Raw genomic sequence first — 12684 nt, 5'->3', positions numbered from 1 at the left:
CCGAGATCCACCGGTTCCCGGGCCCTTCCCCTGCCGCTGCTCAGAGCTTGCGGAGCAGCACCGAGGACACCGTGTGATCGGAGTCCTTCCGCAGCACGAGCTTGGCGCGTGAGCGGGTCGGGCGGATGTTGTCGATGAGGTTCGGCTCGTTGATCGAGCGCCAGAACCCACGCGCCTGATCGGCCGCCTCCTCATCGGAGAGCTCGGCGAACACGTTGAAGAAGGAGTTCGGGTTCGAGAACGCGCCCCGCTTGAGCGCCATGAAGCGGTCGACGTACCAGGACTCGATGTCGCGCGTCCGTGCGTCGACGTAGATGCTGAAGTCGAACAGGTCGCTGATCGCGAGTCCGCTCGCCGTCGCAGCCGGCTGCAGCACGTTCAAGCCCTCGACGATCAGGACGTCGGGGCGCCGGACGACGACCTGCGCCGTCGGGATGATGTCGTAACGCAGGTGCGAGTAGAACGGTGCCCGCACCTCGGCGGCACCGCTCTTCACCGCGGTGATGAACCGCAGGAGCGCGCGCCGGTCGTAGGACTCGGGGAAGCCCTTGCGATCCATGATGCCGCGCCGCTGGAGCTCCTCGTTCGGGTAGAGGAAGCCGTCGGTCGTCACGAGTTCGACGTGCGGGGTGTCCGGCCAGCGCGACAGCAGTTCGCGCAGCAGCCGCGCGATCGTCGACTTGCCGACGGCCACGGAACCCGCCACACCGATCACGAACGGCGTCCGGAGCGCCTGGTCGCCGAGGAACCGGCTCGTCGCTCGCCCGAGGTCCTGGGTGCCCTTCGCGTACAGGCTCAGCAGCCGGCTGAGCGGCACGTAGACCTCCTCGACCTCCCGCATGTCGAGACGGTCGCCGAGGCCACGGATCTGCACGACCTCGGTCTCGCTGAGCGGTGTGGCCGTCTCCGGAGCGAGTCGCGCCCATTCGGCACGGTCGATCTCCACGTAGGGCGTCGGCTGCCCGGAGGCACCGCCCGTCGTCGTCGAAGTCATGCGATCACTCTTCCACAGCTGAGGTGCCGACCCGCCGCCGGACGACTCAGATGGCGAGTCGCTCGCGGACGACGTCGGCGAGGCGGTGCGCCAGGCGATCGGCGGTCGGCTGGTCGGCCGCCTCGACCATGACCCGGACGAGCTGCTCGGTGCCGGACGGCCGCAACAGCACGCGTCCGTCGTCTCCGAGCTCGGCTTCGGCAGCCTGTACGGCAGCGTCGACGACCTCGTCGCCGACGAGGCGCGTGCGGTCGACACCCGTGACGTTGACGAGGATCTGCGGGTACACCTGCATCACCGCGGCGAGCTCCGCCAGCGTCTTCCCGGTGCGCGCCATCTCGGCCACGATGTGCAGGCCGGTGAGGATGCCGTCGCCGGTGGTCGCGTAGTCGGCCATGATCACGTGGCCCGACTGCTCACCGCCGAGCGAATAGGCGTTCGCGTTCATCGCCTCGAGGACGTAGCGGTCGCCGACCCCGGTCTGGACGACGTTGATGCCGTGCTCGCGCATCGCGACGTGCAGGCCGAGGTTGCTCATCACCGTGGCGACGAGCGTGTCGTCCTTGAGCTTGCCGCGCTCCTGCATCGAGACGGCGAGGATGGCCATGATCTGGTCGCCGTCGACGACCTTGCCCGCAGCGTCGACCGCGAGGCAACGGTCGGCGTCGCCGTCGTGTGCGATGCCGAGGTCGGCACCGTGCTCGAGGACCGCCTTGGACAGGAGGTCGAGGTGCGTGGAGCCGACGCCGTCGTTGATGTTCATGCCGTCGGGGTCGTTGCCGATGATCGTGACCTTGGCCCCGGCGTCGCGGAAGGTCTCCGGCGACACTCCCGCGGCCGCGCCGTGCGCGCAGTCGAGGACGACATGGATGCCGTCCAGGCGGTTCGGGAGGCTGCCGAGCAGGTGGAGGACGTAGCGGTCCTCGGCGTCGGCGAAGCGGATGATCCGGCCGACGTCTGCGCCGGTCGGGCTGAGCTTGGGGCGGTCGAGGTACTCCTCGATCCGGCGTTCCACGGCGTCGGGCAGCTTCGTGCCGCCGCGGGCGAAGATCTTGATCCCGTTGTCGGGCGCGGGGTTGTGCGAGGCGGAGATCATCACACCGAAGTCGGCGTCGATGTCGGCGATGAGGAACGCCGTCGCGGGCGTGGGCAGCACGCCTGCCTCGAGCACGTCGACGCCCGAGGACGCCAGGCCCGCCGCGACGGCGGCGGACAGGAACTCGCCGGAGATACGTGGGTCGCGTGCGAGCACGGCGACCGGACGCTTCCCGGCGGCACGGCGGGCCTCAGCACTACGGCCTTGCCCAAGCACCACTGCGGTGGCTTGGGCAAGGCCGAGAGCGAGGTCTGCCGTCAGGTCGGCGTTCGCGAGTCCGCGTACGCCGTCGGTACCAAACAGCTGAGGCATCGAGCTTCGCTTGTCTTGAGAGCGCTTAGCGCTTCGAGAACTGCGGAGCCTTACGGGCCTTCTTGAGTCCGGCCTTCTTGCGCTCCTTGACGCGAGCGTCACGGGAGAGGAAGCCGGCCTTCTTCAGGGTGGCGCGGTTGTTCTCCTCGTCGATCTGGTTCAGCGAGCGAGCGATGCCGAGGCGCAGCGCGCCGGCCTGGCCCGAGGGGCCACCACCGGAGATGCGTGCGATGACGTCGTAGCCGCCGGCCAGGTCGAGGACGGTGAACGGGTCGTTGATGAGCTGCTGGTGCAGCTTGTTCGGGAAGTAGTCCTCGAGCGTGCGGCCGTTGACCGTGATGGTGCCGCTGCCGGGGACGAGGCGCACGCGGGCGATGGCCTGCTTGCGACGGCCGACGGCTGCGCCGGGGACGCTCAGCACGGCGCGAGGCGCGGTGACTGCTGCTTCAGGAGCCGACTCGGTGGAGTAGCTCTGCGGGGTCTCTTCGATGGAATCTGCGATGTTCGCCACTGTGTAATCCTTTTTTCTTGTCCGGTGCTTACTGGGCGACCTGGTCGAGCGTGAACGGCTTGGGCTGCTGAGCGGCGTGCGGGTGCTCGCTGCCCGTGTAGACCTTGAGCTTCTTCAGCTGGTCGCGGCCGAGCGTGTTCTTCGGCAGCATGCCGCGGATCGCCTTCTCGACGGCGCGGATCGGGTTCTTCTCGAGGAGCTCGGCGTAGGTGACGGCCGAGAGCCCGCCCGGGTAACCGGAGTGGCGGTAGGCCTTCTTCTGCAGGAGCTTGGCGCCGGTGAGGGCCACCTTGTCGGCGTTGATGATGATGACGAAGTCGCCACCGTCCATGTGAGGGGAGAAGGTCGCCTTGTGCTTGCCGCGCAGGAGCGCTGCAGCGTGGCTGGCCAGGCGGCCGAGGACCACGTCGGTGGCGTCGATGACGACCCAGTCGTGCGTGATCTCACTGGCCTTCGGGGAATACGTGCGCGTCACAATAGTGCTGCTTTCTGGTCGGAGTTGGTCGTTCGTGAATCCCGCTCCTGTTGGGTGTTCCGAACGGAACGCCCGAGGTGGAGGGCTCAACTTCGGGTACCGCGCCGCAGAAGGCGCAGGCACCAACGGGAGAGTCTACGCGACGACGTCCCGGCGGTCAATTCCCACCGGGAACCTCACTCGGCGCTCGCCTCCACCTGCTCGTGGCTCCGCCGCTGACGGGTCTCGGCGGCCCGCGCGTGCAGCAGCCCCGGCTCGGGGTAACCGATCTCGACGAGGGTGAGTCCGCGCGCCGGCATCACCCGGAAATCGATCTCCCGCCGCCCGCCGTCGCGGAGCCGGACGACCTCCTCGAGCGACATGCGCCCCTCCCCCACGGCGACGCAAGCGCCGACGAGCGCCCGCACCATGCTGTGGCAGAACGCGTCGGCGGTGAGGCTCGCCACGAGCACGCCCGCCTCGTCCCGCTCCCAGCTGAAGGACTGCAGGGTTCGGATGGTCGTCGCGCGTGGTCTCGGTTTGCAGTACGCCTGGAAGTCGTGGAGCCCGACGAGCGAGGTGGCCGCCCGGTGGAGCAGCTCCACGTCGAGCGACGCCGTCGTCCAGCTCGTCGTCCGCCGGAGGATCGGGTCTTTGCGGACGTCGGCGTCCGCGAGGCGGTAGCGGTAGTGACGCCAGACCGCCGAGAAGCGCGCGTCGAAGCCCTCCGACGCCGGTTCCGCCGTGTGGATCACGACGTCGCGGTCCATCCCGAGCACGCCGTTCAGTCGACGCACGAGGAGGGAGCTCGCGGTCTCGTTCCGCGGCGTACCGTCGTGGAACTCGGCGTGGCGCCCCTGCAATCGCGTGATCTTCGCGAGCTGCGGCTCGGTGAGGTCGAGGTGCGCCACCTGACCGGCCGCGTGCACCCCGGCATCCGTCCGTCCGGCCACCACGAACCGCGGCATCGGCGGGACGGTCTTGCCGAGCACGCGATACAGCGCCTCCTCCAGGACCCCCTCGACCGTCCGGAGCCCCGGCTGCTTCGCCCATCCGGCGAAGTCCGTGCCGTCGTACGCGATGGCGAGCCGGAACCGCTGGGTCGGGAGGACCTCCGCTGCCGCGACCTGCTCAGCGCTCACGGACGTACGCCAGATCACGCGTCGTCGCGACGAAGCCCTGTCGTTCGTACAGCCCGAGTGCACCCGTGGGGCTGGCCGTGTCGACCTCCAGGGTCGCCCGCTCGAGGCCGGCTGCCTGGATCCGGCGAAGCGCGGTGGCCAGCAGAGCCGGTGCGAGTCGTCGGCCACGCCAGTCGCGCACGGTCCCGACGAGGGCGATGTACGCGCTGGTGAACCCCTGCGCGGACCAGCTGTCCTCGTCCACCTCGGCCAGCGTGAAGCCGACGACCCGTCCGTCGTCGTCGATCGCGACCACCGAGAGGTCGTCGCGGAAGTGGGATCCGCCGACGAACTGCGCCCACATCGCCGGGACCGTCTCCAGGCTGCCCCAGTGGTCCCGGAACGAGTCGTTCCGAGCCTCCCTCGTGCGTTCGGCCACGTCCGGGTGGTACGCCTCGAGTCGGACACCGTCGGGCACGTCGATCTCGTCGACGGGCGCGGAGAGATCGCGTTCCATGATCGTGAAGTACCGCGCCACGGCGAAGCCGAACCGCTCCAACAGGCGCGCCGCCCCCGGGTTCCGTTCGTCGACGTAGGCACGGGACGAAGCTGGAGCACCCGTCTCGACGGAGGCCAGCTGCTGCTCGGACCGTTCCAGTGACCACGCGAGCAGCGCTCGGCCGATCCCCCGCTCACGCCGCGCGGGATGCACGCCGCCGAAGACGTACGAATACACGGACACGTCTCGCGAGGGCGACAGGATCACCATCGCGTAGGCGACCAGCGTGCCGTCGGCGGCGATCGCCAGCAGGCTGTCCGCAGCCATGTCGATCCACGCGTGGTCGAACTGGTCCGCGATCTCGTCGCGGCTCGTCACCCGGTGGGGGTTGTCGAACGGATCCATGGCACGGCACAGCGCCACGATGTCGTCGATGTCCGCGCGGACCGCCGGACGCCAGTGATCGACGTCGGGGTGCTGTGGCAGGGCCGGCCGGCCGGCCGGAACGGCGGGAGTGGTACTCATGTCTCCAGCCTAGGACACCGTCGCAGCGCCGCCAGGAACGACGGAACCCCGCCCTCCACGTGGAGAGCGGGGTTCCGTTCGTGTGTCGCTGAACCTACTTGGCGTCCTTCGCGGGAGCCTCGTCGGTGGTCTCGCCGGCGTCGACGGACTCGCCGTCGGTCTCGGTCGCCTCGACGGCTTCCGTCGCCTCTGCGTCAGCTTCGACCTCGGCGGGGGTCTCCTCGGCCGGAGCCTCGTCGACCGGCGCTGCGGCGTGCTTCGCGGACTGCTTGGCCGGCTTCGCCTTCGGCGTGACGGGCTCGAGGACGAGCTCGATCACGGCCATCGGAGCGTTGTCGCCCTTGCGGTAACCGGTCTTGATGATGCGCGTGTAGCCACCCTGACGGTCGGCGACGAGGGGCGCGATCTCCGTGAAGAGCTCGTGGACGACGCTCTTGTCGGTGATGGTCGCGAGCACCCGACGGCGGGCGTGCAGGTCGCCGCGCTTCGCGAAGGTGATCAGGCGCTCAGCGAGCGGACGCAGGCGCTTCGCCTTGGTCTCGGTGGTCTGGATGCGCTTGTGGGTGAACAGCGCAGCAGCGAGGTTGGCGAGCAGGAGACGCTCGTGGGCAGGTCCGCCTCCGAGGCGGGGTCCCTTGGTGGGAGTAGGCATTCTTGTCTCTCTTCAGGTTGGAAAGTCGTCAGGTGGATCGCGTGCTAGGAGACGGTCTCGTCGTCGTAGCCGCTGTAGAAGTGGGCGCCGTCGAACCCGGGAACCGAGTCCTTCAGGGAGAGGCCCATTTCGGTGAGCTTGTCGCGAACTTCATCCACCGACTTCTGTCCGAAGTTGCGGATGTTCATGAGCTGCGTCTCCGACAGCGCGACGAGCTCGCTGACGTTGTTGATGCCCTCGCGCTTGAGGCAGTTGTACGAGCGCACGGAGAGGTCGAGGTCCTCGATCGGGATCGAGAGCTCGCCCGGCAGCACGGCGTCGACCGGCGCGGGGCCGATCTCGATGCCCTCTGCGGCGGTGTTGAGCTCGCGAGCCAGGCCGAACAGCTCGGTCAGCGTACGACCGGCCGACGCGATGGCGTCGCGCGGCGTGATGGCCGGCTTCGACTCGACGTCGACGACCAGGCGGTCGAAGTCGGTGCGCTCACCGGCACGAGTCGCCTCGACGCGGTAGGTCACCTTGAGGACGGGCGAGTAGATCGAGTCGACGGGGATCTGACCGGCTTCGCTGAACTCGTTGCGGTTCTGCGTGGCCGACACGTAGCCGCGGCCACGCTCGATCGTGAGCTCGAGCTCGAACTTCGCCTTGTCGTTGAGGGTCGCGATGACGAGGTCCGGGTTGTGGACCTCGACGCCGGCCGGAGCCGAGATGTCGGCTGCGGTGACCTGGCCTGCGCCGGTCTTGCGGAGGTACGCCGTGATCGGCTCGTCGTGCTCACTGGAGACGACGAGGCCCTTGATGTTCAGGATGATCTCGGTGACGTCTTCCTTGACACCGGGGATCGTGCTGAACTCGTGCAGCACGCCGTCGATGCGGATGCTGGTGACGGCTGCTCCCGGAATGGACGACAGCAGGGTGCGACGGAGCGAGTTCCCGAGGGTGTACCCGAAGCCTGGCTCGAGCGGCTCGATGATGAACCGGCTGCGGAACTCCGAGATGGATTCTTCGGTGAGCGTAGGGCGCTGTGCGATGAGCACTATGGATTCCTTTCGGCTAAGTGTCCGCTATATGACACTTGCGTTGGCGAGGTAGTGAATGGTGTTCGCTGGCCCTGGTCACCAGGACCATGCCGTGATCCGTCCGCGGCGATCAGACGATCGCTACGGACGGATCACGGCCGGTGAACCGAAGGAATTAGACGCGGCGACGCTTCGGGGGGCGGCAGCCGTTGTGTGCCTGAGGCGTGACGTCGTTGATCGAGCCGACCTCGAGGCCTGCGGCCTGGAGGGAACGGATCGCGGTCTCGCGGCCGGAGCCGGGTCCCTTGACGAAGACGTCGACCTTCTTCATGCCGTGCTCCTGCGCCTGACGCGCAGCCGACTCGGCGGCGAGCTGTGCGGCGAACGGGGTCGACTTGCGCGAACCCTTGAAGCCGACGCCACCGGACGAAGCCCAGCTGATGACCGCGCCCGAGGGGTCGGTGATCGAGACGATCGTGTTGTTGAACGTCGACTTGATGTGGGCCTGGCCCACGGCGATGTTCTTCTTTTCCTTCTTACGCGGCTTCCGAACGGCCGACTTTGGTGCTGCCATGAATATCTCCTGAGTCCTATGACGAGGCGACTAGGCGGGGCCTAGCGAGCCTTCTTCTTGCCGGCGACGGTGCGCTTCGGGCCCTTGCGGGTGCGCGCGTTGGTCTTGGTGCGCTGGCCGCGGACCGGAAGTCCACGACGGTGACGGATGCCCTGGTAGGACCCGATCTCCACCTTGCGGCGGATGTCGGCGGCGACCTCACGGCGGAGGTCACCCTCGACCTTGAAGGTGCCCTCGATGTAATCGCGCAGGGCGATCAGCTGGTCATCGGTGAGATCCTTCACGCGGATGTCTCCGCTGATGCCGGTGTCGGCGAGGGTCTTGAGTGACCGCGTGCGGCCAACACCGTAGATGTACGTCAGTGCAACTTCCACGCGCTTGTCGCGTGGGATGTCTACGCCGGCGAGACGTGCCATGGTGGCTTCTCCTAGGAGTTGTGGAGGTGTGGAGCAGTTCCGGTGCTCGGGCCTCCGACCCGAGGTGTCACCCGCGGCGCACGATGTGCTGCGGGATCTGGAACTGCCGTTAGAGGGGTGGTGCTGTGGTGCTCAGGGCTGCGTGCTGCAGATCCTCTGAGATCAACCCTGGCGCTGCTTGTGGCGCGGGTTCTCGCAGATGACCATGACGCGGCCGTTGCGACGGATGACCTTGCACTTGTCGCAGATCTTCTTGACGCTGGGCTTGACCTTCATAGTTCTCTCTTTTCGCTGTCATCGTGCCGGGCCCACCACCGGATGGTGGCGGCGCGTCCGGCCGTTACTTACAGCGCGACCTACTTGTAGCGGTAGACGATCCGACCACGGGTCAGGTCGTAGGGGGTCAGTTCCACGATCACGCGGTCCTCTGGGAGGATGCGGATGTAGTGCTGACGCATTTTGCCCGAAATGTGGGCAAGTACCTTGTGTCCGTTGGTCAGCTCAACGCGGAACATCGCGTTGGGCAGAGCCTCGACCACTTGGCCCTCGATCTCGATGACGCCGTCTTTTTTGGCCATAGCCTCACTGTCGCTCAGGTTGAGTCGCACTGGTCGTGCGGATGGATTGCGGTGCGGATGTCGGCTCGCCGAAGGCATGCAGAAAGCACCAAAGATCGATTCTATGCTATGTTTCCGGGTTTCGCCAACTCAACGTCGGCCAGGGCCCGTCAGTCGGTGCGGGAGCGCAGCGCGTCGTTGATCTGCGCCGTGAGACCGGCGTCCATCGGCAGCGGGCGTCCGTCCACGGCACGCACCGGCGCGGCCAGTCGGACGCTGGAGAGCAGCCATGCCGCCTCCGCGTCGAGCACGTCCTCCGGTGTCAGCATCCGGTACTCGTGCGGGAGCCCCTGCTCCTCGAGATGGGCCCAGAGCGCGAGCTGCGTGGTGCCGGGCAGGATCCCACTCGACGGAGGCGGTGTCACGAAACTGCCGCCGATCCGCACGACCACGGTGGAGGTCGGGCCCTCGAGGACGAAGCCGTCGCTGCTGACGAAGAGCACGTCGTCCGCTCCACGTCGGTGCGCCTCACGGAGCGCGGCCATGTTGACCGCGTACGACAGCGTCTTGGCGCCGGCGAGCAGCCACGGCGAACGCTCCTGCACGTCGCTCGCGAGACCGCGGTCGAGCAGGACGACCTCGATGCCGTTCTCACGCTCGGGGAAGCCGTCAGCCGGCGTCGCCGAGATCCACGCGGTCGGGCGCCCGCCACTCCCCCGCGTCACGACGAGTCGGACGGCGCTCTGATCGACGTCGGGGAGTTCCGCGATCGCGCGCGAGATCGCGAGGCGCCACTGTGCGTGGTTCGGCGCGGGCAGATCGAGGATGGCCGCCGACTCGGTCAGCCGATCGAGATGCGCGTCGACCGACTGCGGGTGCCGGCCGACGACACCGATCGTCTCGAAGATCCCGTCCCCCCGCGCGGGGCCCAGATCGAAGACGCTCAAGACGCCGGACCCGTCGCCGGCCGGCGTGATCGTGGCCGCGAGGTCGGCGTCGTCGATGACGGTGTCCGCTGGGAGGACGTCGAGAAGGAACACGATCGGCACGCTCATGCCGAGCAACTCTACCGGGACGGACGAGGTCGGGACGGCGACCGGGCTGACGCTCGGTCAGGCGGGACGGACCGGGGTGACGCCGAACGCGGCGAGAGCCTCGGCGCCGCCGTCGTGAGCGGTCAGGACCCAGATGCCGTCGCGGTGCACGGCGACGCTGTGCTCCCAGTGCGCAGCCGAACCACCGTCGAGCGTGGCGACGGTCCATTCGTCGTCGCGGACGAAGGTGTCGGGGCTCCCGGCGACCACCATCGGTTCGATGGCCACCACGAGTCCGGGCTTCACTTCGGGGCCACGCTGGCGGACCCGGTAGTTGAACACCGGCGGCGCCTCGTGCATCGTGCGTCCGATGCCGTGCCCCACGTAGTCGGTGAGGATCCCGTAGGGCTTCCCCTCGGGCGAGTGGTCCTCGACGTACTCCTCGATCGCGGCACCGACCTGGTTGAGGTGTCGGGCGGTCGCGAGCTCGGCGATCCCGGCCCACAGCGAACCCTCCGTCACCGCCGAGAGCCGCTCGCGCTCGGTGACGAGCTCCGGGCGCGTGGGATCCGGCAGCACGATGGTCATCGCGGAGTCGCCGTTCCAGCCGTCGATCTCGGCGCCGCTGTCGATCGACACGATGTCGCCCGCCTGCAGCACGCGTGACCCGGGGATGCCGTGGACCACGTCCTCGTTGACCGAGGTGCAGACCGTGTGCCGATAGCCGGGGACGAGCTTGAAGTTGGAGTGCCCGCCGGCCGCGACGATGGCCGCCTCGGCAGCCGCATCGAGTTGCAGCGTCGTCACCCCGGGGGCGACGAGCGCGCGCACTGCATCGAGCGAGGCCGCTGTGGCCAGCCCCGGCGCGAGCATCGCGCGGATCTGGTCAGGGGTCTTGTAGATCGACTTCCGGAACACCGTGGTGGACGTGTCGGTGCGTCAGACGGCCGGGACGATGATGCCGCGGGCAGCGAGGGCGGCATCGATCCGCGCGGTGACCTCGTCGACCTCACCGAGGCCGTCGACCGCCACGACGAGCCCGCGAGCGGTGAAGACCTCGATCAGCGGCGCGGTCTCGTGTGCGTAGAGGTCGAGCCGGTGGCGGATGACCTCCTCCGTGTCGTCGGTGCGACCCTGCTCGGCGGCACGCTTGAGGAGTCGAGCGACGACCTCTTCTGTGTCGGCCTGCAGCTGCACGACAGCGTTGAGGCTCGCGTCGTTCTCCGCGAGCAGCGCGTCGAGCGCGACCACCTGGTCGGTGGTCCGCGGATACCCGTCGAGCAAGAACCCCTCGACGGCGTCGGGCTGGTGGAGCCGGTCGCGGACGATCTCGTTCGTCAACGAGTCGGGAACGTACCCGCCCTCGCTCACGATCGCCTGGACCTGCTTCCCGAGCGCCGTACCCTCCTTGATGTTCGCGCGGAAGATGTCGCCCGTCGAGATCGCGGGGATGTCGAAGCGCTCCGCGAGGAAGGCCGCCTGGGTGCCCTTGCCGGATCCCGGAGGACCGACGATGAGCAGACGGGGCTTGCCGGCTGCCGCGCTCAACGCAGGAGCCCTTCGTAGTGACGCTGCTGGAGCTGCGAGTCGATCTGCTTGACCGTCTCGAGCCCGACACCGACGATGATGAGGATCGATGCGCCGCCGAACGGGAAGTTGGCGTTCGCGCCCACCAACGCCAGGGCGATGAGCGGCAGGAGCGCGATCAACCCCAGGTAGATCGATCCGGGCAGGGTCACGCGGGTCAGCACGTAGTCGAGGTATTCGGCCGTCGGGCGTCCGGCACGGATGCCGGGGATGAACCCGCCGTACTTCTTCATGTTGTCGGCGACCTCTTCGGGGTTGAAGGTGATCGCGACGTAGAAGTAGGTGAAGCCGACGATGAGCAGGAAGTACATGAGCATGTACAGCGGGTGGTCACCCTTGGTGAGGTACTGCTGGATCCACAGGACCCAGGGTGCCGGTGTGCCGGTCGTCGGCTGGTTGAACTGCGCGATGAGGGCCGGCAGGTACAGGATCGACGACGCGAAGATGACGGGCACCACACCGGCCATGTTGACCTTGATGGGGATGTACGTGTTGTTGCCGCCGTACGTCCTGCGTCCGACCATCCGCTTCGCGTACTGCACCGGGATGCGACGTTGCGACTGCTCGACGAAGACGACGAGTCCGACGATCACGAGGCCGACGGCGAGCACGAGGAGGAAGACCTCCGGGCCCTTCGCGGTCCAGATGGCGGCCAGCGAGCCCGGGAAGGTGGCTGCGATCGAGGTGAAGATGAGGAGCGACATGCCGTTGCCGACGCCGCGCTCGGTGACGAGCTCGGCCATCCACATGACGAGGCCGGTGCCCGCGGTCATGGTGACGACCATGAGGAGCATGCCGTACCAGGTGCCGCCCTGGGCGGTGATGAGGTCGGCGCAGACGCCGCCCTGGTTGCCGAACAGTGCACCGCTCTTGGCGACCGTGATGAGCGTCGTCGACTGGAGGATGCCGAGGAAGATCGTGAGGTAACGCGTGTACTGCGTCAGCTTGCCCTGGCCGGCCTGGCCTTCTTTGTGCAGCGTCTCGAAGTGCGGGATGACCACGCGGAGGAGCTGGACGATGATCGACGCGGTGATGTAGGGCATGATGCCCAGCGCGAAGATGGAGAGTTGGAGGAGCGCGCCACCGCTGAAGAGGTTGACGAGCTCGTAGAGGCCTGATGCGCCGGCGGCCTGCTGGTTCGCGAGGCACTGCTGCACGTTCGGGAAGTTCACGAACGGAGCGGGGATGAAGGACCCCAGCCGGTAGATGGCGATGATCCCGAGCGTGAACCCGATCTTGCGACGAAGATCCGGGGTCCGGAAGATCCGGCCGATGGCGCTGAACAAAAGGGGCCTCCTGTGAGATGTTGCGGGGTCGGCCCGGGTGACCGGCA

General features: G+C 67.9%; 16 protein-coding genes. All 16 read right to left on the bottom strand.

What is annotated here, in order from left to right; all coding sequences use genetic code 11:
• Positions 1–40 precede the first annotated feature (40 nt).
• Positions 41–994 (bottom strand): type I pantothenate kinase, encoded by a 954-nt coding sequence (coaA, locus tag AC5JOC_RS05550; protein WP_064296681.1) that lies wholly within the window; start codon positions 992–994, stop codon positions 41–43.
• A gap of 46 nt (positions 995–1040) precedes the next feature.
• The gene (gene glmM, locus AC5JOC_RS05545) at positions 1041–2402 is read right to left on the bottom strand and encodes a phosphoglucosamine mutase (protein ID WP_079705270.1); all 1362 of its coding nucleotides are present in this window, start codon (positions 2400–2402) and stop codon (positions 1041–1043) included.
• A gap of 25 nt (positions 2403–2427) precedes the next feature.
• Positions 2428–2913, bottom strand: coding sequence for a 30S ribosomal protein S9 (gene rpsI, locus AC5JOC_RS05540; protein ID WP_064296683.1), 486 nt, complete (start codon positions 2911–2913; stop codon positions 2428–2430).
• 28 nt (positions 2914–2941) lie between these two features.
• Positions 2942–3388, bottom strand: coding sequence for a 50S ribosomal protein L13 (rplM, locus tag AC5JOC_RS05535; protein WP_071259493.1), 447 nt, complete (start codon positions 3386–3388; stop codon positions 2942–2944).
• Between the two features lie 176 nt (positions 3389–3564).
• Positions 3565–4509, bottom strand: coding sequence for a tRNA pseudouridine(38-40) synthase TruA (gene truA, locus AC5JOC_RS05530; protein ID WP_192004672.1), 945 nt, complete (start codon positions 4507–4509; stop codon positions 3565–3567).
• The gene (locus AC5JOC_RS05525) at positions 4499–5512 is read right to left on the bottom strand and encodes a GNAT family N-acetyltransferase (protein WP_494245714.1); all 1014 of its coding nucleotides are present in this window, start codon (positions 5510–5512) and stop codon (positions 4499–4501) included. The genes truA and AC5JOC_RS05525 overlap by 11 nt, the downstream gene beginning before the upstream one ends.
• A 94-nt stretch (positions 5513–5606) precedes the next feature.
• Positions 5607–6164 carry a 50S ribosomal protein L17 gene (gene rplQ, locus AC5JOC_RS05520; protein ID WP_064296687.1) on the bottom strand — a complete coding sequence of 186 codons (558 nt, stop codon included), beginning with the start codon at positions 6162–6164 and terminating at the stop codon, positions 5607–5609.
• Positions 6165–6208: 44 nt separating this feature from the next.
• Positions 6209–7201 carry a DNA-directed RNA polymerase subunit alpha gene (locus AC5JOC_RS05515; protein ID WP_056008091.1) on the bottom strand — a complete coding sequence of 331 codons (993 nt, stop codon included), beginning with the start codon at positions 7199–7201 and terminating at the stop codon, positions 6209–6211.
• 157 nt (positions 7202–7358) lie between these two features.
• Positions 7359–7757, bottom strand: coding sequence for a 30S ribosomal protein S11 (rpsK, locus tag AC5JOC_RS05510; RefSeq protein WP_056008094.1), 399 nt, complete (start codon positions 7755–7757; stop codon positions 7359–7361).
• A gap of 41 nt (positions 7758–7798) precedes the next feature.
• Positions 7799–8173, bottom strand: a complete 375-nt coding sequence (gene rpsM, locus AC5JOC_RS05505) for a 30S ribosomal protein S13 (protein ID WP_064296688.1) — start codon at positions 8171–8173, stop codon at positions 7799–7801.
• 162 nt (positions 8174–8335) lie between these two features.
• Complete coding sequence (gene rpmJ / locus AC5JOC_RS05500) at positions 8336–8449, bottom strand: 50S ribosomal protein L36 (protein ID WP_021759549.1); 114 nt, start codon at positions 8447–8449, stop codon at positions 8336–8338.
• 80 nt (positions 8450–8529) lie between these two features.
• A complete protein-coding gene (gene infA, locus AC5JOC_RS05495; protein WP_017885304.1) occupies positions 8530–8751 on the bottom strand; it encodes a translation initiation factor IF-1 in 222 nt (73 codons plus the stop codon).
• Between the two features lie 149 nt (positions 8752–8900).
• Entirely contained in the window at positions 8901–9785 is an 885-nt protein-coding gene (locus AC5JOC_RS05490) for an aminodeoxychorismate lyase (protein ID WP_274499526.1), read from the bottom strand.
• A gap of 57 nt (positions 9786–9842) precedes the next feature.
• Entirely contained in the window at positions 9843–10682 is an 840-nt protein-coding gene (gene map / locus AC5JOC_RS05485; protein ID WP_192004670.1) for a type I methionyl aminopeptidase, read from the bottom strand.
• Positions 10683–10703: 21 nt separating this feature from the next.
• Positions 10704–11312 (bottom strand): adenylate kinase, encoded by a 609-nt coding sequence (locus tag AC5JOC_RS05480; RefSeq protein ID WP_192004669.1) that lies wholly within the window; start codon positions 11310–11312, stop codon positions 10704–10706.
• The gene (gene secY, locus AC5JOC_RS05475; protein WP_064296691.1) at positions 11309–12637 is read right to left on the bottom strand and encodes a preprotein translocase subunit SecY; all 1329 of its coding nucleotides are present in this window, start codon (positions 12635–12637) and stop codon (positions 11309–11311) included. The genes AC5JOC_RS05480 and secY overlap by 4 nt, the downstream gene beginning before the upstream one ends.
• Positions 12638–12684 lie beyond the last annotated feature (47 nt).

This window comes from Plantibacter sp. (genome assembly GCF_059073635.1).
The sequence above is the reverse complement of the archived record's forward strand: the minus strand, read 5'-3'. Positions and strand labels throughout refer to the sequence as shown.